The 24,557-nt window shown below is 42.4% G+C and carries 12 protein-coding genes; 1 reads left to right on the forward strand and 11 read right to left on the reverse strand.

Features of this window, described 5'->3' with window-relative positions; translation table 11 throughout:
• Positions 1–8: 8 nt before the first annotated feature.
• The 11 genes from G6053_RS22735 to G6053_RS22785 form a co-directional block, all read right to left on the reverse strand.
• Positions 9–194, reverse strand: coding sequence for a hypothetical protein (locus G6053_RS22735; RefSeq protein WP_165308605.1), 186 nt, complete (start codon positions 192–194; stop codon positions 9–11).
• Positions 195–458: 264 nt separating this feature from the next.
• Positions 459–920, reverse strand: a complete 462-nt coding sequence (locus G6053_RS22740) for a hypothetical protein (RefSeq protein ID WP_165308606.1) — start codon at positions 918–920, stop codon at positions 459–461.
• A 4-nt stretch (positions 921–924) separates the two neighbouring features.
• Positions 925–2,451 (reverse strand): hypothetical protein, encoded by a 1,527-nt coding sequence (locus G6053_RS22745; RefSeq protein WP_165308607.1) that lies wholly within the window; start codon positions 2,449–2,451, stop codon positions 925–927.
• 250 nt (positions 2,452–2,701) lie between these two features.
• Positions 2,702–3,163 (reverse strand): hypothetical protein, encoded by a 462-nt coding sequence (locus G6053_RS22750; RefSeq protein WP_165308608.1) that lies wholly within the window; start codon positions 3,161–3,163, stop codon positions 2,702–2,704.
• A 2-nt stretch (positions 3,164–3,165) separates the two neighbouring features.
• Positions 3,166–6,261, reverse strand: a complete 3,096-nt coding sequence (locus G6053_RS22755; protein ID WP_165308609.1) for a hypothetical protein — start codon at positions 6,259–6,261, stop codon at positions 3,166–3,168.
• 2 nt (positions 6,262–6,263) lie between these two features.
• A complete protein-coding gene (locus tag G6053_RS22760) occupies positions 6,264–8,369 on the reverse strand; it encodes a hypothetical protein (RefSeq protein WP_165308610.1) in 2,106 nt (701 codons plus the stop codon).
• A gap of 486 nt (positions 8,370–8,855) precedes the next feature.
• Positions 8,856–9,743, reverse strand: coding sequence for a hypothetical protein (locus tag G6053_RS22765; protein WP_165308611.1), 888 nt, complete (start codon positions 9,741–9,743; stop codon positions 8,856–8,858).
• A 33-nt stretch (positions 9,744–9,776) separates the two neighbouring features.
• Positions 9,777–14,792 carry a hypothetical protein gene (locus tag G6053_RS22770; RefSeq protein WP_165308612.1) on the reverse strand — a complete coding sequence of 1,672 codons (5,016 nt, stop codon included), beginning with the start codon at positions 14,790–14,792 and terminating at the stop codon, positions 9,777–9,779.
• A gap of 11 nt (positions 14,793–14,803) precedes the next feature.
• Entirely contained in the window at positions 14,804–21,112 is a 6,309-nt protein-coding gene (locus G6053_RS22775) for a hypothetical protein (protein ID WP_165308613.1), read from the reverse strand.
• Between the two features lie 24 nt (positions 21,113–21,136).
• Positions 21,137–22,318 carry a hypothetical protein gene (locus tag G6053_RS22780; protein WP_165308614.1) on the reverse strand — a complete coding sequence of 394 codons (1,182 nt, stop codon included), beginning with the start codon at positions 22,316–22,318 and terminating at the stop codon, positions 21,137–21,139.
• An 11-nt stretch (positions 22,319–22,329) separates the two neighbouring features.
• On the reverse strand, positions 22,330–22,530 hold the full coding sequence (locus G6053_RS22785; protein ID WP_165308615.1) for a hypothetical protein: 201 nt from the start codon (positions 22,528–22,530) through the stop codon (positions 22,330–22,332).
• A gap of 403 nt (positions 22,531–22,933) precedes the next feature.
• On the opposite strand from G6053_RS22785, the gene G6053_RS22790 reads away from it, so the two are divergent.
• Complete coding sequence (locus tag G6053_RS22790) at positions 22,934–24,367, forward strand: IS1182 family transposase (protein WP_165308616.1); 1,434 nt, start codon at positions 22,934–22,936, stop codon at positions 24,365–24,367.
• Positions 24,368–24,557 lie beyond the last annotated feature (190 nt).

Consider the following 24,557-nt stretch of genomic DNA (forward strand, 5'->3'; position numbering starts at 1 on the left):
TTTCCTGATCATTGCGAACTGGTCACATCACAAACCTCTTCCACTTGCTTGGCATAGTTGTAATAGATAGATGCCAATCCTGCTGTGATCTCGACTGCCGAAACGACTTCATGCGCCAACTCGAGCCGTAGTAACACCTCTCCCGGCCCCTCTACAATCGTTTTTCCGGCTGGTGCACGTCCAAACTTTATCAATCAGAAGATAGCTCGACGTTTGGTTAAATTGCTTACTGGAATCAAGTAGGTATAAAAAAGCCCGGGGACAGCTGTCTCGGGCTAAAAAGCTTATATGATATGGTTTATGAGAATGTATTAATTATACTCTCCAATTTAAACACCTTCAGCATTATATTCTACAATAGTTCCCGAAAAAGGCTCATCATTATAATAGTACATATTTCCGCCTCCTGCGTTAACATTACCTATTTCAATATCATCAAAATTTACTTTCAAAACTTATTAATAAGAATAGTTGATTTCCATATTATAGTTTGTAGAGTCCCAATTGCCCTCCAACATTTTAATAAGTGCATCAACTATTTTGACCAACTCCACGGTAGGAAATGGTTTACGACTAAATAATCTCTTAAAATCCTTATCTTCAGTGGGAATGGATTGTAGTTCTGCTACCGAGATATAAGTCCCTTTAACTTGTAATGCAGTTTTTACATTTTGTAAAACTTGAAGCATTATTTGTTCGTCTATATTTGAAACTAATTCTTCGTCCCAATTCAGAACGAAATATCCGTATCTATGTCCATTGATGCTTGCTTCAAAGTCATAAAATAAATTCTCTCTATTTGAAAAAATATAGTGACTTTTTTTTGCCTCTTTATAAATATAACAAAAAGCCAGTTGCATATAAGATTCATTAATCTCAAACCCCTTATTTTCTTTGTAATCTATAAATGTCCTTGCCATGTTATTAGTAGTTTATTTTTATTATAAAATTGCTATTATTGTACTGTGGAAAATTCAATAAAATATATTGGTCTACCTCTTCTCGCAAATAGTTCGGGTTCTCTCCTATTAAGACTGATATTTCATCCATAAATTTATAATCTATCACCACTTTATTTAAAGGTGGTCTGCCTTTAGGATTACTTATTTTCCCAAAATGTCGGCTTAATGATTTTTTGAATGAATTTAATTCCTTAGTGAATCTATAATTCCATGACGGAATTGCACTATATGCTAAACCCAACGGGTCTAAACTTTGACCATTAAAATTGCCTCCTAACATAATTATATCTCCTGCTTCATTCTTTAAAGAGGCTCTTGATTTACCACCATATGCAATTTCAACATCAATAAAAGTGTCTATCTCATGGAGATTAAAAAAATCACCTTTATCAGCCTCCTTAAATCCGGGAGGTAACATTTCCGCTCGTCTATTATTCAAATAATCTAAATGGTGTGTTGCATCAGGGTACTCCAATAAACGAGCAATATGTACTTTCGCGTTATATTTGATCATCTGAAAACCTTCTTCTGAGCATTTTCCATATCTTTCCACAAACTTAAGCATTGCTTCACTTTCTAGCTGCAGGAATGCGAGATTCAATAAGGGCTCATCAAAATATCTAAACCAAGATTTCACTACATTAGTATCATCAGCAAATTTTTGATAGTACGTAGCACCAAGATCGTCAAATTTCCTCAAAAATGCTGTCAAAGATTCGGTCCTAGTTTTTGTGTCCGACAAAACTGTATACACACTTCTTAATGTCGGACTATCGAAAAGCTCCACCAAACGATTTGCTGCTACCGGATCCTGCAAAAACTTAATATTGCCGGATAAGGGGATTTCCCTAGTCGCGAGCTGTCTCCAACGCGTGAGCATCTCTTCGGTCTGAAAATAACGTAGTTGTACAACTTCGGATAAATCCTTGGGTAAGCAGCTCCTTATTTTTGGATCCCGAACATACACCCAAAAGGTGTTGGTTGCTTCAATAGCATCACCAAGCGGTTCCGCAAACTTCCGCAAGATCGTATATACATCGATATCCAAGGCATTTGCGATCGGAGAGTCCAAAATCTTTTTTGCTACATTTTTAACCTTGCGCGCCGCAACAACATCAAGAACCCCATTTACTAAACCGTTATACATAAATAGATCCGCCAGCCTACGATAATTGATACATTTTTCCTGATCATATTGCGAACTGGTCACATCACAGACCTCTTCCACTTGCTTCGCATAGTTGTAATAGATAGATGCCAATCCTGCTGTGATCTCGACTGCCGAAATGACTCCCTGAGCCAACTCAAGCCGTAACAACACCTCTCCCGGCCCCTCTACAATCGTTTTTCCGGCTATTGCACGTCCAAACTTTGTCAATCTGGTTATATGTTTCAATTTACTAAGATTGCCTATCGGCGCTAACGTAAGAGCAATATCAACACCGATACATATGTAGCGATTGCTCTTCAAGTAAAGCTGAACTGTCATCTGGCTTAACAAGAATCTGATTGTCCACAAATTCGAAATAATAATTGGTATCGTTAAAAAAAAGAAATGCGGTGTCTGTTTTGTAATTTATGCAAAGAATGTTATTCAAATCTTTTTCTTTGATGTCTTCATCAGCAAGCTGATCCTTTTTTGCGGGGGGAGGTCAAATTATTCAAATCAATAAAAAAGCCCAAGAACACCTGTCTTGGGCCAAAATTGAATTATACGATTTACAAGAATAGGTTAACCACTAATACCTCCAATTTAGATCCATATCATAATTTGTAGATTCCCATGTTCCTTCCAACATCTGGATCAAAGCATCTATCACTCTGATCAACTCGGCTGTCGGAAAAGGTTTTTTATCAAGAATATATTTCAATACGTGATCTTCTGTTTTGATAGACATTAGCTCAGCAACAGAAATTTGTGGTCCTTTATTTTGCAATGTTTTCTTAACATTTCCAAGAACCTGTAACATTACCTGTTCATCTGGAGCTCCGTTAAAATACTCGTGCCACATTAATACTAAATATCCAGCATGAATGCCATTAATATCCCATTCCATATCTTCCAAAATATCCTCTTTATTGGAAAAAATATATTGCTCTTTCTTAGCTTCCTCATAAATATAGTGAGTGACCAATTGCATAAAGGTTTCTGCGATGTAGAATCCCTTATCATCCTTGTAATCTATAAATGTTGTTGCCATAACTAAAAATTTAACTTAATTAAATACATGTCATTATTGTAATCCGGATACTTACTATTTATATAATCCATAACTTCCGTTTTCAATGTTGGAGAAATCTGATCCATATGGTTGAAATCAATAACCACTTTATCTAAAGATGGCTTCCCTGGTTTTGGATTGTAAATCTTGCGAAAATGTCTATCAATAGAAATTTTGAAGTTATTAAATTGCTTCGTGAACCTAAATTCCCAAGCAGGAATAGCCGAATTTGAAATACCCATGGGATCTAAGCTTAAGCCATGTAAAACTCCTCCTTGCATAATTACATCTCCGGCTTCTTCCGAAAAAGAAGCTCGAGCTTCTCCGCCAAAACGCAATTCTAATTCAATAAAACTATCCACTTCTTGAATTCCATAAAGTCCACCACTACCACCACGATCTCTAAATACATTCGGAAGCATTTCAGCCCTTCGCTTATTAAAATAATTGATATTATGAGTAGCATCAGAAAATGACATTAAATGACTTATATGTTTCTCAGGACTACCTTTTATTAGCATAAAGACCTCACTCGTAACATCTTCATAACCATACCTTTCAACAAATTTAAACATTCCATCTTTTTTTAATTTAAAAAAGAACGGTTTTATTTTTTCATCATCAAAATATCGGAACCAAGAGTGTACTAGATCTGATTTTGAGGCAAACTTCTCAAATTCGACAATACCTTCTCCTCCATATGTTTTCAAAAACATATTTATCGAATCTGGTCTCGCATGTGAATCCAACAGAGTATTATACACACTTTTAAGCGTAGGGCTATCGAAAAGCTCCACCAAACGATTGGCCGCTACCGGATCCTGCAAAAACTTTATATTGCCAGACAATGGGATATCCCTGGTCGCGAGCTGTCGCCAGCGTGCCAGCGTTTCTTCGGTCTGAAAATAACGCAGTTGAGCCACTTCAGTTGAGAAATCCGTAATAAACTTAGTTCGTAGGGATTCCGTCCAAATATTCGTATTTTCCCACAGATCAATAAATCCTTGAGTAAGCAGCTCTTTATTTTTCGGATCCCGTACATACAGCCAAAAGGTGTTGGTTGCTTCGATAGCATCACCAAGTGGTTCCGCAAACCTTTTCAAGATTTTATAGACATCAATATCCAGGGTATTTGCGATCGGAGAGTCCAAAATCTTTTTTGCTACATTTTTAACCTTACGCGTCGCAACAACATCAAGAACCCCATTTACTATACCGATATACATAAATAGATCCGCCAGCCTTCGATAATTGATACATTTTTCCTGATCATATTGCGAACTGGTCACATCACAGACCTCTTCCACTTGCTTCGCATAGTTGTAATAGATAGATGCCAATCCCGCTGTGATCTCGACTGCCGAAACGACTCCCTGAGCCAACTCAAGCCGTAACAACACCTCTCCCGGCCCCTCTACAATCGTTTTTCCGGCTATTGCACGTCCAAACTTTGTCAATCTGGTTATATGTTTCAATTTACTAAGATTGCCTATCGGCGCTAACGTAAGAGCAATATCGACACCGATCTGTATCCCGGTCACCAAATTTTCCGTCGCCTTTTTATCGTCGATATACTTCAAATAAAATAACGGAATTGCCATTTCCTGTTGACCGTTGATATTGACCTCCATAATCTGTTGGTTGCCACTAATATGCTCGGTACCCATCAATATCATACAGCGAAACATGTGCAGCGATTGCTCTTCAAGTAAAGCTGAGCTGTCATCTGGCTTGACAAGAATCTGATTGCCCGCAAATTCGAAATAATAATTAGTATCGTTAAAAAAAAGGAATGCTGTGTCAGTCTTGTAATTGATGCAAACAACATTATTTAAATCTTTTTCTTTGATGTCTTCATCTGCAAGCTGATCCTTTGGGTTATACGCACTCAGCAGCCAAATCCGATACATTCCTTGCATAAAGCGATCGAGATTGTTTACACCGACCAACATATGCCCATTATCGATTCCAGAATAAAGCAGCTCAAATAGGGTCTTATTTTTATTGGAACTGATTATTTCCATTTTTGCCAATACTTCCAAAAATAGATCGGCCTCGCTAGGCTGAACGGAATTGACGATTCTGATAATTAGTGCTTCGTAGTCAATGTCGTTTGTCACAACAGTTATCACTTCACCTTCAATCGATTGCCGGCTCATTAACCGCAAAATTTCAATGCGTTTATTTAACGGAACTATCCGCAATGCCGATTCGGACAATATAGCACCGAGTTTTAGCAATTTATTCTTTCCATCAGCATTATTGAGATAGTTTTGCGAGCGATAGACACTTTCATAAAGTGTAACCAAACTCGTGTTATAAGCGCTCAGTTCGGTCAAGGAAATATCAGTATGAATAAGTTCATTTCGCCAATAATTTTTTTGTGCAATGATAAAATCTCCAAATTCAGATGCGCTGTCCAGCACTGGAAATACTTCCAACACGATTTGGTCAATGACAAGGGCAATTGCCCCAAGCAAACCGGCCGCCTGACCATAATCATTGGGATTAATACGTGAACTCGTTGTAATCTGCTGAATGTTATTAGCGTAATAGCTGCCTGCGGTTCCGCTCAGTTCATAACTTTGTGTCCCAAACGAAGCGTTGTCCGGGATAATCCACTTTAAGAGATCCCGGTCATAGACGGGATTTCCCTGATACAGCCAGCTAATCTCTTCATACTTGAACTCCTCTGAATAAGGTGCCGTAGATTTTACTCGGATAATCTTCACTGTATCCACTCCAATCGAAGCATTAGGAAGTACACTGGTATCAAACTTATTTTCAATAACCAGTTTGGCATAATCATATTGCTTGGAAAGATAGGCCAGAAATTTAGTTTCCTCATAGAACCCTGCTGTTACATAAAATATTTCTTCATCCGTCTTCCCCTGACGAAATCTGATCGGCATATTATAATCGCCTTTAAGAAAATCCTGTGCATCAAAATATCTATAGCTGATACCATTATATTGAAATCCAATGATTGTACCTAAGTAGACATGATAGGATATATTGCTTAGTTTATCAATATTTTTTACGGCATATCCCGTACTCAATATTCCTGCTAATCCCATAATTAATTGATTTTAAATGTTACATAACTATTTCTGGTTTCCGGCATCCCGTAGAGATCATTGATGCTACTCGCATAGAGAAAAGAAAAGTAGGTGTACTGATCGACTGTATAAACCGTAATGTCCTGCTCAATCTGATACAGCGTTGGCCGTCCTTCAATGTTCTCTCCAGATAGTGCCAGTCTGTATTTTTTATACGCTATTTTTTCTTCGGAAATAAATTGATTGCCAGCACCATGTAGGTCAAGCAACATAAGCTGAACATTTTGCAACCCTGAAGACACAATAGCTTCCAAAATCCTTTCATTTTCAGATTTCACCAGACCAATCTGCATGTGTGGTACTCCTTTTCCGTCACTTGAGGTAAGAATCAATCCCGGAACTTTCAACTGATAATCAGAAAAGTAGACAAAGTCAAAAGTGCCACCAGCATTTAATCGGTTGAAATCTCCAGATCCTACTGATTGTAGTGTAGAAGCACTGGTCCGCGTATCGACACCCGCCTCGCCACTATCAATCAAGCGATGCTTTGCTTCTCTGGCTTCCGCGCGGTAAGTAACACGATATACGTCGTTTGAGAAATCCAAACGGTCTTTAACAACGACCGTTTGTGTCGCCCAGATACCTTTCTGATCCTTGTTATAATAAGGACTCACCAATTTTAATTTGTGGATCGCTAATGTGGAATTAGCATTTTCTTCGCTTCCTTTGAATACAGCGACAGCATTAAGCTGATCAAAAATATCATCGAGACTTCCAGTAAGTGCTGTTTCTATACCAAGCTCCTCCAATCCCAAATAATTGTTTTTTTTACCTTGGTATAAAAGCCTGTCAAATGTGGTAATAGGAATCTTTGAACCACTAGGTCCTATATTGGGGTGCAACAAAACAACTGGCTTGGTATAATCTGAACGGACAGCACCAGGCACAGTTTGCTCAGACAATTCTTCTCTTGTAATCAGCCCATCTATTGCCGAAGCCTGAAGTTTACCTGACTGTACATAACAGCCTACGTGGTTATTATAGTCAATCGGAAAACGCAATAGTAGCTTATTTTCCAAAAGATCATGATTTTGGACTTGATCGTCTATCAATAATGGCCACCCTAGTGTCTGATAAGCACTTTCCGTCAGGGCATTCTCGATTTCCCCCTTAAAAATACAGGTGTTAGCTGTGGGCGAGATTGTATAATTGTTATAAAAGTTATACGATCTACCCCGATCACTTTGGATATACACATATACTTTGTTCTTAGTGAAAAACTGCTGCAGTAGATTTTCATAAATCGCAGTTCCTTTACGTTCTCCCAAGACGCTGTTGACTCGACCTTGATTTACCTGACTGCCATAAAAAGCCGCTATATCCAGAAACTGTGCAATCTGCTCCCGTTTTAATTTCTTTTTATAATCATTTGTCATTCCGCTTAGGTCAATCATTGCTTTTTGCGCTCCAGCATAAGCGAGATCTAGTTGGAATAAACTTTCATCTTGGGGATTTTCAAAATCACCGTAGTCCAACACGACATCTATACCGCATTCACCCTGCTTAAATCGACCCAAAGATTTGCCTATATCGATCATCGGAAGTTCATAAGCATCACTTTCAGTGATAATGTTATTATCGCTGCTCAAAACAGACGTCTTAAAGAAAATCGAAGAAAGCAGGTTATCGGATTGAAAACCCGCTTCAAAACCAATATATTCAGCTTTAAAAGGTGGAATTTCACCGTTATTATACAAGTTGGCGAACCCTCGGTTAATTGTAGTAACAAAGTCTGAGCTGTCTGTTGCTATAACTAAAGGAGATTGCCCTGCTGTAAAAAAATCTGCACGCTGCAAGCCCCGATAAATAAAATATTTGATCTTAGTACCCGTAAGTGGCTGTATATAGGGCTTTAATACCAAATTGACCGTATCGGATTCCTTGCCCTGCTGTGGCAGAATAAACACCTGACCTTTACAAATGGCATAGGCCATATTAGGTGTACTGGAATCGAACGACGCTGTTAATTGAAATTTCTGCTCGTCAATAACACCAAATGCCTGTTCCTTGCGCTGGGATATCAAGTCTCCATTGGCTAGGAAGAAATATGAATTATCATTGTTCATTGTTATCTTTTTTATTAAACTAATTTTACCATCTGGACTTTTTCGTCTTATCGTCATAAGACGTTCAAATAGCTCCCAAAAGGAGTTCTACTTGCATCAGTCCACAGCTTTTTCACCCTGGGCTCCATATTCATTGTTATTTAGCTTTTTGCTTTCCGCTATTGAAGATTTAAATACCTGTCTCCATTGAAACGCGATGCTATATTCCTTTGAATAAGACAAATGTAATATGGAACCTTGCCCCAAATAGATGGAAAACTGGTCTTTTCTATCGGTAAATGAGAAGTACCGAAAACTAGATAAAATTGATATTTTTAGATAGATAGTCTGATAGAAAGAGAACTTATTTAGAAATGAAATTTACATCAAACATGACCCGATTAGGCATCCATAATAGGCTTAAAAACAACGAAGCCCCGGGTATAGTACCTAGAGCTCCGAGAATATGACAATCAAAATTTAAAATTAACACATTATAAGTCCAATTTAACTCGTCAAGCTTGCAATTTCCACTGTCAAACCTGAAATAGTCGCGTCTGCACGACCTGTACCAGCGGAAGTTGAGAACATCATATAATCAATTCGTTTTGGAAAATCTTCCCACTCTATTTCCACCGTACCGTCATCGGTCTTTGAATGTTGATCCGGAATTTGTTGACCGTCCCTTAAAACAAATATTTCAGTACCATCTATACCCCTTTTCACCAGCAGTTCTACGAGATATTCCTTTTCCTGAAATGCTAGCATCATCTCTGATACAATCCCAAAACCACGTGCACCATTTCCAAAGAAATTTGCCTTAACATTAACAATGCCATTCTCTTTCGGTACTATTTTCAGTAAAAATTTAAGGCGTATAAATCCTTTGCCGTTCACATCCGAATAGAATTCCACAGGTATATTTATCTGATAAGCCTGGGCTCCGTTTGGTCCCTCGTAACGGAGATAAGCAAATTCATTTATGTTTTGATTATTGAATAATTTCCCAAAAGGCGCGTCCAATAGTTTAACGATTCCATTAGCGCCACTGTTAAGATTGTCAATACTACTCTGTAATGGTGCAACCTTTGCATCAACATAATCTCTCGATGCAACATCCTCGGACCAGTTGTTAAAATTGTCGATGGAATCTTTATCTGCTTGTGTAAAGTCCAATGTCGATAGTCCTTTGCCTGCCACAGCATCCACTTTGCCCGCAATAACCGCACTACTTTTTTCCACCTCCGTTTCAAGCCGGTCACGGAGGTCTTTCACCAATTTCCTGAGCTGCACACCCTGCGTATTTGACGAATTCTCATCTAAGGCTTCATTTGCCTTGATGACCTGATCCACATAGCCATCGCTGATTGGATCTTTACTGATAATATCTGCCATAATTGTAATTTTTAAATTGTTCTTAAAATTTATTTACACTGTTAATTCACTTTCTTTTATACTGTACTCACCCAAGGTATTGGCGACAGTGAGCTTAAAACGGTAGTACAAGGCACCACCATCTCCATCCTGTTTTGGGTAATCGCTGGCACTAAGATTATAACTCATCTCCCGATTGGATTCGGATGCTTCAAATCCAGCGACTTTGATCCAATTTCCCTGATTATTCAGTCGGAAAAGGTAATAGCTGTAGTCTGTACCGATGGGCTGCCAGGTCAATTTTGATGCTGTCTGATCATAGTTCAATACAGGTGATGCCGCCTTCCTCACATCGGGAATCGTTACCACAATAATTTCGGATGGAACTGTTAACACCTCTTCCAATCCTCCTTGCTCATTGACCACTGTACGCACGCCAACCGCACGGTAATAGTAGGTCGCTCCGGAAAAAGTCGCTCCGTCTACTGCCGAAAATGTATCGACAACACTGTAAACTTGCTGTCCTGTCCCATCTACGAGATCTTCAATCTCCGCTTGATAGCCCGAAAGTCGTCCCGCTTGTTCGGATGTTGCAAAGCGATAGAGACGGATCTTAGCAATTTTATCGACCTCCGAAAAACCACCAATAGTAAAACTGATACCCCGCAACTTGGACTCCATGGTTTCATTGCGCAGCAACTCATACCCTTTGATCTTGGGCGCCTCTGTAGCTACTGTCTGCATCACCATAACAGGCCCCGCAAAGGGACTCAGATTCCCCGGTTGCAGTTTGGCATTAATCTCCACCGCAGCATAGAAATAGAGTTTCTGTGAATTGCTGTTCAGATTGTAATCCGTAAAACGCAGAAACCAAGTGTCTGGCCATTGCGGATCGGTAAATTTGCGCACCATGGGAAACGGATTGAACGTCGCATCATTGGGATCCAATAGCTGTCCATCTATATTTCGGATAACAGGAACTGTATTCTCTGTACGCTGCCCCTCCTTAACGTAATTAAAAATCACAGGTTGCTCGGTTATCGGCATTAGCACGGACTGTATTGCTCCGATATATTTAAGCTTTTTGACTGCCAGCGGATCTGAACTTAAATCCAAGCCCGATTTATCAGGGACAGGGAAACCATAGGGCTGTGGTGTTGCTTCAAACACATTGTAGGCTACCGCATCTGCAGACGGAAAAATCTGATTGGCTAGCTCATGGAACCGCTGATAATAATAGGGATCGGCGGTCAGAGCGGAAAGCGAGGTCCGAATCGTCTGTACCGTCTCCGGTTTATACAGCGCCTCCAGCAGTTCGTCCTCATCTGTACGATAGAAAACATGACCAAAGGGATTGCGCACCTTTCCACCCCAGTCGGGAGCAATTTTTATATCAAATGTAAAGGCTCCCATACCGGTCGAATCCGGACGAACTTTCTGCGCCTCCATCGGTTGTGCTACAGCGCGACGGAATCTTGTCCGACGTTGTGCTGCGCCCCCCCCTTCACCCAATGCTACCGGTGGTTCGAGATCCTGCGGCTCATCATGCCGCAAAGCCAATAGCACTGCTGGAGTAGCAATTCCTGATGTAAAACCTTCATGTACTGTATCCTGACTGTACAAGGTCAATAGCGTCTTGCGGTCATTGACACCTTCAGCCGGTTCAATATTGGCTTTATGAAGCTGTCCCGGCATCGGCTCATTAAAGAAATAAGCCCGATATCCTGGGTGAAAGTTGACCTTCACAGTAGCCTCTGGAATAGTCGGCACCGCGATCGGTCTATCTGCAAAACCAGGATCAACCACATAAAGCAATAAAGGATCCTGCGATTCAATCCGCACAACTTGCAGTTCTTTGTATTTATCGCCCGTATTCCCGGCCAATGGCATACGGATAATCCCTCGATACCATTCCACATGGGCCGGATTGACCTGATCTGGAGAATTACCTGTAGGCTGACCAGCCTGATAAGGGATATTCACCTGTGGGTGGGCCTGTAAAGTATAATTTGGTATGCTAACCTCGTAATAACCAGGCAGCTGCTCATCAGTCTCCACCTGTGGCCCAAATAATGGTCTGACCTGAGCTTCCTCGGTAATGCCTCCTACCCAGACCTGACTGCGATTGCCTTCAATGTCCACTGTAGTTTCAATTATTGGCTGTTGAGGACTTGCAAAATCGACGAGTGATACGGTGGCTTGCACCGGCGCCCAGTTGCTGTGCTGCCCCAAATTTTCGATCGTGGTAAACTTATCACCACTTTTAGGCAACTGCCACTGCACTGCCGTACCGTAAGCTGGAATCTCTTCCTCATCGGAAACGATACTTTCTGACCTTCTTTTATAAAGCATAATATCTACCCCTTGCTGTCCACTCAGGAGAGAATGTATTCTGAAATTGCCATCAGCAGTTGTAAGAATACTATCCCGAAAGCGATCAAGATCCGCTGCAGGAAGCTGGGGCACAAGTTGACTACCATCGATCAGGATATGTGGTGCCGTGGTCATACGCGACAATGTGGGCTCTCCTTCGACTTCTTCTATTGACCTGATCTGGCCGATGAGCTGTAGAGGCATCCGATCCAAAAAAAGCGGCTGTGCTTTATCTGCTTTGATGATACCTCCTAGTTCACCCATAGTAGTTGAGGAGAGATCTGAAACATCTACCATATCCAACCAATCAAAGGTGACACGCGTTATCCCGATGTCGCGTCCAGGGAAAGCCTGCTTACGACCCCGTAACCAATCTTGCTCGGTTTGTGTCGTGAAAATAAGGGGATCTTCTTCCTGTAGGTACTGTACTGCAACATTGCTCGGTGGCTGCAGCTTATTGATCGCAGGAAAAACAGTCTCATCTGACGATACTTCTGTACTGACTGCTGACACCCGGCCAAACCAGTCTATCCCGTAAATGGCGTAGACATGCTTTCCATTCGCTGTGATAAAGTGGGTATACAGACTTTCGGCATTGTCCAGGACGGGAACAGTCTCCAATACTCCTTCCGAATGGCTGTCATCATAGTCATAATAATCTTTTCCCCCCAATTCAAGCGAATAGGTAATCTCTGGTTTGACATAGTGTTCCTCAGTTGATTTGCGGTATTCGACACCGTAATAAACGGGTTTTGGCTGCAAAGCTGGATTGTGATTGACCGGAACATTGAGGTCTGCAAAGAAATTATGCCCTTGCTCCTCAGCATAATACTTTTCACGACCGATATTGATTACCCGCATACGCTCGGTCTTATGGTAACCTTGGGTATCCAGCATATCGTTGAGTGTCCCCATGCTATTGGGGAACGTATAGGTCAATGGGCGCATCAGCGGCTTTTCAGGTTTACGGTCATCAAGTCGGGATGCAGGAATACTGGTATATTGATACTGCTTTATGACACCTGTCTCAGCCATTTTATTGCTGTAGCGTGCCTGATAGATGTATTTTTTACCTAAATCTGTCTCCAGATCCTGATCAATATGCCCCAGACCCAACATTCGTGCGAAATGATAATCCATACCAATCAGATTGATGATATCGAGATAGCTTACCCGAACCGTCTCCACTTCCTCGGTAACGGATTCATCACGTTGTAGTTCTTCCATGGCACGCGGATCGGTCTCGGACAGCGCCAGATACTTGCTCACAAGATTGCGCAGGGCGGGATCGTCGGCATCGCCATATTGCCATTTATCGACATAGTTGGCTGCACGAAGCCGGGTTCCTTCGTTAAAATGTGGCCAAAGGTTGTCGATAGGCTTTTGGGGGCTTTCCAGCCGGGCAAATACTTCCACATCGTCCAGGGACAATGCAAAGCCCTCGCCCACCTCTGTCCAATCCTCCGATTGACGATCTGCCAGCAGTCCTTCGTAAGTTTCCACCTGTAGTCCCTTTAGGATAAGCTGTTGCGCCTTTCTGATCCGTACATATTTGAGGTTCTCTGCCGTAAACAGCACCGTACGGCTACGCTCAGCATCAATGATTTCAGTCGCATAGCTGCTCAAGTCTCCAGTTGCTGGCACATTCTCTGTGACAAGTCCCGAAATGCCTTCCAATTTAATTGACTGTGCAATATCGCTGCTATTGGAAACCGCTAACCCAAGCTGAAAATAAGGTTTACCATAGACATCGATGCGCAAGACACCTTGATACTGATCGATAAATCCCTGCGGATCCCCAACAGGGTCATAAGGTCCCAAAAGCTGATCATAATTTGCCTCATCTTCAAACACAATACGTAGGTGGCTTGTCCTTAATTGACTATCTATTGTTTCGTTGATGGTATAAATCCAAGTCCTTTCTGCTGCGAGCACCACAGGACGATGGATCAGAAAATCCACAAATAGCGTATTGTCCGCCTTATAGGGGGTACGATAAATATGGACAAAGTCATCGGTCTGATTATATCCTTGCAAGGGAACATTTTTGTGGTCAAAATAATTGCCTTTGGGCAAATGCTGATGTCCAAGATCTCCGGCAAAGCTCCAACGTAGATGTACCCCTGGGACGATGCCTTGGGTGCCATCTGCACCTGAAGTTTGGAGCATCAGCCCACTATCATTGTTAAAGGGACTATTCTCTTGATCAATACAGACGGGAATTCCCATCGCCTTTATACTCGCCTGAATCTGCCAAAAAGCAAGCAAAAAAGCAACAAGATCGGCATCCGCTAAAGGCAGTTGAATATCTTCGTCCAGTTTAAACCCACGACTTTTGATTTCCTGAAAAATAAGCAGGATCGTACGGAAAAGCACATTGTATGAAGTACTGTCAAAATCCACATAACCTACGTAAAAGTCGTCAAAGAGGAAATCCTCCTGGTCAAAATCGCCATAAAAATAATCGTCTGGCAACGGTGAGGACTCTGGAGCTACCCCAGAAAGCTCGGCATAAAGATAGATCGCCCGGGTGTACAATTTCTTCAGTACATCACTTTCCAACCGGCGCAGTTGCTGCAACAATGTGCCATTGTTGTCAAATTTACCAGCTCCTTCGAGCTGGTAAATGGCATCCAGGCAGTCAGCGATAACGCTATAATCTGCATGGTAAGCATGGTAATTTATTACTTTGGTCATTTTTATTTTATCTAAAGATTGATTCTTGAATTATAACTTGATGTAGCCGTATCATCGATCTGATCGGTCAAGGTCAGTGGCAGGATAACTTCCGCTGAAGCCACATAATCCTGTCCATCAAACTCCTTGAAAACAAAGCGCAACTGGATGTCCGCCGGGGTGATCGACAGATCCGTATTGCTGAGCAAGGCAGCCGAAAGGTTGCGGGAATAAAGGGCTTTGATAGCGTCATTGGCTTCAAACTGGCCATCCTCCCGTTCCTGACCCCATTGTAGGGTATCCAACAGCTGCTCTTTAGGCAGATTGGGGTGATTGAACGGTTCTGGATTACGCACCAGCACCCCAATAATCTTTCGTCTCTTGGTAACCGGATCCTGTTGTACAATCGGCTGAATAACGGTGTGTTCATACTGCTGTAGCTGTTTAATCTGCAAACCACCGTAAACCATCCGCTCAAAACTGTCGGTATACCGAAGAATATGGGCATCATCGCCCTGGTAATTTCCATTCCAAAGATCCTTGAGCAGACCATTTACCTCCGTGTCGGCCATTTCAAGCACAATCGGATCGACGGTCAGCGCTCTGTTAACCTGATCGTGAAAATTGGCATAACGCGAGGTCATGACGCCAAAGCGGTGTACCTCAGCCTGCTGGGCTGGATGGCCATCGGGTTTGTAGACCGATTCAAACAATGCGGTATACAATCGATTGGGTAGCAAATGTGGAAATTGGTACTCTCCCCGCTTACGCTTGCGAACAATAGCGATGTCACTAGCATTACAGGCATCCTGAAATGCGGCACGGTTAAGAAGGTAAATCCGCTGTTGGTCGGAAGGCAAACTGCGGAAGTTGCTATCATTAATGGATTGCTCCGGCAACTCTTCCCAGACCAGTTGCTGCTCATAAACTTGTCCATAGGGATCCACCAGCTTGACATCTAAACGGCTCTGAATAGATGGTCGTCCCTGATAATTGTCCCAATCACTATACATCGCATTGAGATAGGCTTTGTTAAAGAGCAATCGAACTTTGGCCTCTTCATAAAAGAGGGGTTTACTCCGATCTTGTCTTCCCATCGCATCTGGGAACGAGCGCTCGTAGTCGATGTAATGTCTCAGATTAGCAAGCTTAAACGATGCCGTTTGATCCTCACTTGCCAATGCTTCATATACCGCACTCTCTTTGTGGAAATGTCCGATCGGGCCAGCTGTCTTAAAGCCATAGATAAAAGCCCGTTCTGCAGCACCTGCTACATCGTCATTCACAACATCCTTGGTTTTTACTACGATAGCATACATCGTATCTGGTCGCCATACAGGTTGAATGGTCTGATTCAAATTGGCGCTAATGGCTTGATTTTCCTCAATAAATCCTTCACGTGTCATCTCACTTTCCTCAACACGGCGATGTACTGCTTCGGTCATATAGATCAATTCGGCAATATCAGTTGCAAAATTACGCGGGGGATCAAGCTGCAACTCCGCGGGAATGGGAGCTGTCGCTTTGAGTTCTTTATCCACATAGATCTTGACCTGATTTTGAGCTCTCGACACTGTTACGACCACCTGTGCGTACTGTGTCACGGGAATAATGCCACTGCTGCAATCCATTGTCATCTCAGCGCTAGCAATAATACTGCTGGCCTGTTGGTCATGATAACTTGTAAAAACAACATCGTAAGCTGGCAAAGCCTGATCACCCCGGTAATCATGATCGGACACAATCCGTTCCTGACGTACCAAATGAATTGCATAACCTTTTTTATCGCTACTTTCAGTATGTGTATACACTTTGGATACCAATGTACTGACTCCTGTTTCCAGGGCACTGAACATCGCTGTTACTGCGATCGAAAAATCACCTTCCTCTACCTTCAAATCTGGAGAAGCCATCACCTGCAGGCTATCTGCATTAGCGAGATAGGTAAAGTTACGCGAAAGCTTCATCAATGTATCAGAAGCAGGCTTCAGCCATAGGGTATCCATGAGGATCGGTGCATTGCTGAGAACAGCATGATGACCACCAATATGATCCAAACGTTCGTAGCCATTCCAGTTGCCCACTGCCCCCGGCAATGTCTCCAGATCGGATGTAAGTAGTTCCGCTGGTTCGAGCGCCCGATTCAAAAGGACAACATCTGCAATAGTTTTCTTGGTTTCGTATTGATGCGCTGTGGTTATGCTCGTTGATAATGGCAATCTTTCGTAACCACCGATCTTTAGGTTACCTTCAAACCCGAGTACACGCTTAGCATGGAGCTTGATAATAACCTCATGAATCGGTTGTCCCAGATTTTCGTAAACAAGTTCCTGCACATCATCGGTCCGCTCCAGTGCTATCGTATGAACCACAACTGGCTCAACAATTGTCTCACCGAATGTTGTCGGCATACGCTGATGGCGAACAAATTTGACCTCTCCTGTATTCTCACTTTTTGCAACCCTTAACTGAAAATAAGTCAGCGGTTCTGATAGCAGAATGTTCAGACTTCCCCCATTTTCGCGCAAACGGAAATTGTTGTTCACCGTGCTGATATCAGAAGCAATAACGGCGGAAATACCCTGGAGCGAAAATTTAAACCCCTCACGTTCGAAAGTGCGACCTGAACTGTAAATAAGCCCCGATGGCAAATATTTCCAATCAACCTGGTATTTCTTTACCGCATCCTCAAAGCAGAACAGGTCTTTGCGTTTAAAATTCAGTGCATCCATATCCCGAGCTACTGATACCTCCTCTTTAGCCATTGAAAACATATGCTGGGAGAGTAGACGGATCTTCTTATACTTATTGGGTTCGTCAAATTGCCAATAACCATCTTTCAGTGTCCCCAGGTCAACGACACCATTGTTGGCATCGACAATTGCGGTAACAGCATCGTAGACCTGATAAGGCTTCCAGCTATTGTCGGCCCAGCAGAAAATATCAAAGCCTGTCAGCAACAGTTCATGTTTCACCTGGTCGCTCAGTCCCCGTTCGGGTGGTACCATTTGCAGATATCCCTCCGGAAGCTGGTTCATTGCACCGCCAAGACGCGTAGCCGCATATGGCTTTACAGGGCTCAATAAATCGATATCAATAAAACTATCCAATGGAATGGTCACCTTCTTAACCTCCTGCTCGGAAGTAAAATTGTAGCGCCAACCTGAAGCTCCCGGCGCCGGAATTTCGGCGATCACACCGGTTGTAATCCGGTCGACAAAGTTGATCGGAAAGCTCTCCTCGGATAACATATTTATTGCCGCAGCTGGCATATAGTTTTCCGTTTCACTTGGCAACCTCAGGATCTCAATAGGCTCTTCTAAGGGTTGTCTATTATTATTGAATGTCCACTCAACGGCGAGTTTAAACTTGATATCTGGGATCGGCCAAGGCAGATTGAGCTTGACACCCAAGGAGCCATAAATTCGAAATGGATTGGGGGCATCTATACCTAAAACAATATCCACAGATAGTCCAAACTTAAACTTCCAGACCTTCAGGTATGCATAGCCACCAAATTTAGCCTGCGCCCCCAATTGAATTGGGCGGAAACTAACCGAGCCTGCAAGATCAATATAAGCACCTAAGCCCACAGCCACTGGGCCAAACTTTTTCTGAAAATCAAATCTGGCACCCGCGCCCACCTTAAAGCCTTTGGCTGAGAGCATCATATAGGAATGTCCTTCAAACAACGTGAGCACCTTTGCCCTCACACGTTCAGACTCGGGTTGGTCCTTGCCGAGATTGATGTACCAACCTGATGCATTGTTGAAGAAAAAAGCCATATCCATCTTCCCCTGTACACTGAGGATTTTTCCATCTAATGACCCTCCCTCTGGCAGTCGATAGTTTACACCCAAGCTTGCCATGACAGATTTGCTATCAATGGAAATCATAGCGCTAAATGGTGGATCAACATCCTGATTAAGTCCAAGACGCTTACGCAGTATGCCTGCCTGCCCCTGCAGTAAAAACACATCGGGTAGCCCCAGCATCAGAAATAACTTGGAAGAGAATGTATAACCGCCATCAAAGGTCGTCGCTATACTCGCCCCAGCCCCAACCGAGAAGCCCGGTTCGTTGGCAAACTTATCGATCTCAATGCCCTCGCGGCCAGTAATCTTACTTTTAGCTTTGTAATAATCCCACCAGGTTGCTTCCTCCGACAGCGCCGGTGTAACAGCCTTTTTCGATGGCATATAATGCTGCCCGATCAAACCGCGGAAGCCATAGATCCCCAAACCTGTAGGCCCCAGCGGAATTGGAGCAGGAAGATCCAGTCCAATATCAACAATAAATGCAGGAACCTTGGGATTAAGACGCATAGCGGCTGAACCACTCAGCCGCAACTTAGGTAAAGCAAAGCTCACAGCCCCGGTATATTCTGTCCCCGCATTGGATGTCTCAATATTCGGATCGGGATTGTTCATGCTCAGATACCCGCTCAGGATAAATGCCGCATTCTCCTTGCTCACATTGCCCGGAATTGTCAGATCAATACCGATACCATCAACGCTGGTAAAACTGTCAAATGGCTTATCTGTATCATTGTGATCGACAGTAAAATAATATTTAATCCCATCTCCAGTGGCCTTCACTCCAGCACGACCAGTATTGATCATCCCATCAAACCCAAAATACCGATACCTGCGTTCAATACCGCGATGCTGTCTTGCGTAGGCCCCCAAGCTGATCTCTTTGATCTCCATGTTGACAGGACCTACTTTGAGGGAAATAGCCTGTGGAACCATAAAGCTTCCGCCTTCAAATTCAAGATCACCATCTTGCCAAATACGGAATCGCTGAACCTCAATATTTCTAGGCAACACTTTGCCCAATCCGGGAACATCGGCCAAAAAATCCAAAGTTCCGGCTAGTTCCACGTAGAAACCGCGATCCTCCCGGCCTAACTTCAAGCTGCGGATCTTAATTTCAAGCACATCGGGCATCGTAATTTTTATTGGCTCTTCCGCTGTTCTCGCCAGCACCCTAAAGTTGCCGTCATCTTCAATCTGAGCATCAACAGCAATGACAAATGCATCCGAACCTTGTCGAAATTTATCTATGGTCAAGGTGCCCGAGATAGCTGATTGTCGTACCTTGCCTCTATTGAAATCTACGGCAAAACGATCCAATGCAAGGGAGAAGCTACCAAACTTGCGTTGGAGCACACCATCTGATTCAAGTGCGATACGACCGGACAGCCCTCCCGAACCGATAAAGAGGTCATCGCCTACAATGGCCAGGGATCCAACATCGCCCTCTCCAAGCCCCATATATTTGATACCCGCCCGTCTGATGTATAGACCGTTAAAATCAGGGCCATATCCAGCCAAATCCGCCTCGGGAATATTTCGCTGTTTGCTGACATCTAATTTAGCCCTGTTAAATTCAACAATAAATCCAGTATTGCCGATCATACATGGACCAGGCTCCAACGAACCTACCAATTCGATATCCGAGCCAATACCAGCTTCGGTATCGGCATAGAAAGTTGCTTCGGCAAATTTAAAGAGCGCCCGTCGATCCGGTAGCTCCACACCGTGAGCATCTACAGGTTTAAGAATATTATTCGGGAATTCAATTCCAGCAGCAAGCTTTACCGTCGCACGTACCTTGGGTATGATCAAACCGCGTATATACTCTTCTATGCCCAGCGGTATAATATCCTGATAAAACCTATCCAGGTTTTCTCTGGCACGACTTGGATCAGCACTGATGTAAGTATCAAACAGAACCGCCGATACAGATTGATCAATATGACTATTGCTATTAATCAGTTCGGCGAGGCTTGCCGCTGTAGGCTCTTCATCTGTAGGTAAGACCAAATTAGCTTCGGGGAAAGTGCTATTAATTGCGTTCACGAGCTGAACAAATTTGTTCTGAATACCGGTGTCCGACACGATAAAATTGTTGATGATGTGCGCGATTGCCACGTTTTCATTGATCTTGAAAATCTGGAGTCCCAGATCGAAAAATGCCTGTGGTGTAAAGGCAAACTGCTGCGTCTTGAAAGACCTGAGATAAGCGAGCATCTCCCATTGATACTGCAGCGATACCGGAAAGGAAGAGATGCTACTGTTGCCATCTTCATCCGGGTTCAAGACTAGCCGCATGCCGAATGGCAAGCCAAGCCCAATATTATTGGCGATGACATCCAGGCTATAATAAGCTGAATCGCCCCGCGGTGATCTCGAATACTGCAGATTTTTATAATGGATGCGATCCAGCAAACCACCCAGCCCCTCCTCTGCAAATTGCAAGAACTCAGGCAAGTCATCTACAGTAATTACTTCCGATAGCGACGGATAGTAACGTTTGTTTATGATATTTGTTGACATATAATATTTGCTATTCGTTTAAAATTAATTAGAGGCCCCATCATAGAGTTCGATGGTTGACCGTTTAGTAGCTTTATTGAAGCGAAGCTTGCCAAGACGATAATATGCGTCGAGCTGATTGCTATTTGTTCTCGTTGTGGAGAACGTATACTCATCATTGTAGTGCATTACCCCAGTTTGATTCACAAATTGCGATCCCTGTAGCTGCATAGTACCACCCTTGTAAGTCGTCACCTGTACTTTAAAAAGCTCCGATTGCTCCGATTTGCCCCGCCAAATAGCGTATAGTCCTATATCACCGAGATTTTTGACATCATCCACACTAAAATCTGACCTTGCAAAATCAATGTAGGAGAAGTCTCCTTTTATGTCGTTTGCGGCAAAATCTTGCGTAAATTTTTTCAAATTGATCAGTACAGATTCTTCTCCAGATTCCTTTATATTATCATTTGGCCAATACAGATAGGCATCTTGCATATTCCGTCCGGAAGGAACAGTAGGCCCCAACTGACCATAGCCTACATATTGGTTATTGACGTCGGAATCGGTATTTTCAAACCCCACCGCAACATCAAGCCCTAAGGAGGTACCATTCTGCCAGCTATAGCGAACGACCATGTAATCGAAGTCTTCAATGAAAATCACAGGTTTATCAATATTTGTAATGGCAACCTGCTCCGGTCCAAGCAGCTCACCCTCAGCGGTATGAGCAGTAACCTCGATCATTTTTATTGGAGCCAAACTTGGGCTATAATCGACGTGGAGGATATTGCCTTCAAAATATCCACCGTCGCTAACGGTGAAGGTACAGGAGGCCGAAATATCAAACTTAGTCCCATCGGTAAAAGTCCTAAACACGTTGAATGGTGACGAGCTCCCTTCCTTTAAAGAAGCGGGCCAGTCAACCTGTGAAGCCAATATAGATTTACAATTAGCAAAAGCCATTGTCTTAAGCCCAGACCATCCATCCGCAGTCAATATTCGCACGGCGACAATATGATCACCACAGTACCCTTGTCCTGTGAATTCCAAGCTGTTGATACTATCAACCAGAATACCATCGAGAAACCATTCACAGGCAAGTACGTCAGAAGCCATTAATTCAGAACTGACAAATTGAATTTCAAATTGAAAAGCTGTGCCCGGGAAAAGTGTTTCACCACCAATGCCAAACCTGCTGGTCTGTATACATATATTTTGTGACATAACATTATTCTTTAGTTTATAAATTCTAATTCATCAATTGCTGATCGGCGATTATCCTTAATCTTTCTTTTCTGCTTGGAGTCTCTCGTAAAGCTTCTTCGTCTCCCATCGAGATCATCTGGATTAGCATTGTTTACCACAGGTTTTGTTTTTGCTGCAAATCCAATCCCTCCGACTTTATGGTTTATATTCTTTTCGTTTTTTCTTTTCATTTTTCATCTTCTTTTTATTGTAATACGACATCTATCTTTTCACGGTGTTCGAACCCGTTGTTCTCTTATTTAGCCTTTGCCAAGCAGCCTCCAACAACCTAAAAAAAGGGCTTAAAACTGCTATAATGCATATATATCAAAAGGGAACAAGACAAAATTACACTTGGAAGGGATGGATTTTGGTGAGAAAAATGCCCTTTTCTCTCGGTATCTATGATCTACCGAAAAGTCTAAAAAAACTTATGTAGGAAGGGAAACATAAGACTAATAAATAAAAAGAGCCCAGTATAAAAATGAGGGCACTGAAAAAGTCCTTTAAAGCTTTTAACAAAAAAAGGAGTGGAAAATCTTAGATTTTCCACTCCTTTTTTTGTATCTTATAGTTGTATTTTATGTTCATCCAATGTTATTTCAACAACAAAAAATCCAACTTAGTGAATATTCCAGGCTCTACCATCTGATTGTTCCTAAAGACAATCTACTTCGCAAGATCAATGAAATGATAGATTTTAGTTTCATTTATAATGAGCTTTTGGATAAGTATTGTTCAAATAATGGGCGGACTGCAGAAAGCCCTGTCCGGATGTTCAAATATCTGTTGTTGAAAACCATAGATGTTGTGGAGCGCTCCCGTTACGATATGTCCTTTAAATATTTTTTGGAGATGTCACCTGAAGAGGATGTCATCAACTCCAGCTCTCTGACGAAGTTCCGTAAACTGCGGCTTAAGGATATGGATCTGTTGAATTTATTGATAGGGAAAACCGTTTCCATAGCATTGGAAAAAGGTATTATCAAATCCAAGTCCATCATCGTTGATTCGACCCATTCGCTTTCCCGGTCGAATCCATATTCCCCACTTGAGGTGCTCAGACAACGTTCAAAATTACTGCGTAAGGCTGTATATTCGATGGATGAGGATTTCAAGGATCAAATGCCTCAGAAAAATGAGTCAAATGATATCCGGAAAGAAATAGCATATTGTAAGGCGCTTCAAAAGCTGATTGAGTCTGATACGACTTTAAGCGAAATTCCAGCTGTAAAGGAGAAACTAAACCTGCTAAAAGAGACCGTTGAAGATACCCAGGAGAACTATATAATTTCCAAAGATGTGGATGCCAGAGTTGGGCACAAGACCGCAGACAGTAGTTTTTTTGGTTATAAGACGCATTTGGCAATGACAGAAGAGCGTATCATAGCAGCAGCAGTTGTTACCTCAGGAGAAAAGGGGGATGGTCCTGAACTACCAAAACTATTGAATCAGGCCCGGTCCAACGGAATGGAGGTAGATACCATCATAGGTGATGCGGCCTATGCTGGAAAGGAAAACCTGAAGCTTAAAGACCAACAAGGCAATAAAATCAAAATTGTAGCCAAGATAAATCCTGCAATCACCCATGGTGCCAGAAAAGAGGAAGAAAAGTTTGACTATAACAAGGATGCAGATATGTTTGTCTGTCCAGCAGGGCATCTGGCAATGTACAAGCGAGTGCAGGGTAAAAAGATACACCGGTGCAACCAGACAATGACGTATTATTTCGATGTCGAAAAATGCAAGGTATGCCCACTAAGGGATGGATGCTACAAACCGGAAGCTAAAAGCAAAACATATTCAGTCTCTATACGAACAGATGAGCATATAGAACAGGAGGTGTTTCAGCAGAGCGAATACTTCAGGGAAAAGTCGAGGCATAGATATAAAATTGAAGCAAAAAACAGCGAGTTAAAGAATGTTCATGGATATGACAGGGCGGATTCCTACGGCCTGGAAAACATGAAAATGCAAGGAGCACTGGCTATATTCGTAGTAAATCTAAAAAGAATACTCAAATTCTAGATTTGAGAGTCTCATTTCTGAAAAATCCTTTTCGAAAGTAGAAAACGCTCTCTAGATTCAAAAAACATACCAAAGTCGACCTTAGAGGAAAAAATAATATGCCGCTAAAAAATGAAGCGGATGAACATCTTATGATCTGTTCATCCGCTTATCTTTTTATAGACTATTTTATGTCTACTTTTTCAGTGCC

Origin of the sequence: Sphingobacterium sp. DR205, from assembly GCF_011064245.1 — a bacterium.
GTDB lineage: Bacteria > Bacteroidota > Bacteroidia > Sphingobacteriales > Sphingobacteriaceae > Sphingobacterium > Sphingobacterium athyrii.

Excerpts from the sequence above, each read along its gene's own strand:
- G6053_RS22740 (WP_165308606.1), bottom strand. The coding sequence starts at position 920 with ATGGCAAGGACATTTATAGATTACAAAGAAAATAAGGGGTTTGAGATT.
- G6053_RS22745 (WP_165308607.1), bottom strand. The coding sequence starts at position 2,451 with ATGACAGTTCAGCTTTACTTGAAGAGCAATCGCTACATATGTATCGGT.
- G6053_RS22750 (WP_165308608.1), bottom strand. The coding sequence starts at position 3,163 with ATGGCAACAACATTTATAGATTACAAGGATGATAAGGGATTCTACATC.
- G6053_RS22755 (WP_165308609.1), bottom strand. The coding sequence starts at position 6,261 with ATGGGATTAGCAGGAATATTGAGTACGGGATATGCCGTAAAAAATATT.
- G6053_RS22760 (WP_165308610.1), bottom strand. The coding sequence starts at position 8,369 with ATGAACAATGATAATTCATATTTCTTCCTAGCCAATGGAGACTTGATA.
- G6053_RS22765 (WP_165308611.1), bottom strand. The coding sequence starts at position 9,743 with ATGGCAGATATTATCAGTAAAGATCCAATCAGCGATGGCTATGTGGAT.
- G6053_RS22770 (WP_165308612.1), bottom strand. The coding sequence starts at position 14,792 with ATGACCAAAGTAATAAATTACCATGCTTACCATGCAGATTATAGCGTT.
- G6053_RS22775 (WP_165308613.1), bottom strand. The coding sequence starts at position 21,112 with ATGTCAACAAATATCATAAACAAACGTTACTATCCGTCGCTATCGGAA.
- G6053_RS22780 (WP_165308614.1), bottom strand. The coding sequence starts at position 22,318 with ATGTCACAAAATATATGTATACAGACCAGCAGGTTTGGCATTGGTGGT.
- G6053_RS22785 (WP_165308615.1), bottom strand. The coding sequence starts at position 22,530 with ATGAAAAGAAAAAACGAAAAGAATATAAACCATAAAGTCGGAGGGATT.
- G6053_RS22790 (WP_165308616.1), top strand. The coding sequence starts at position 22,934 with ATGTTATTTCAACAACAAAAAATCCAACTTAGTGAATATTCCAGGCTC.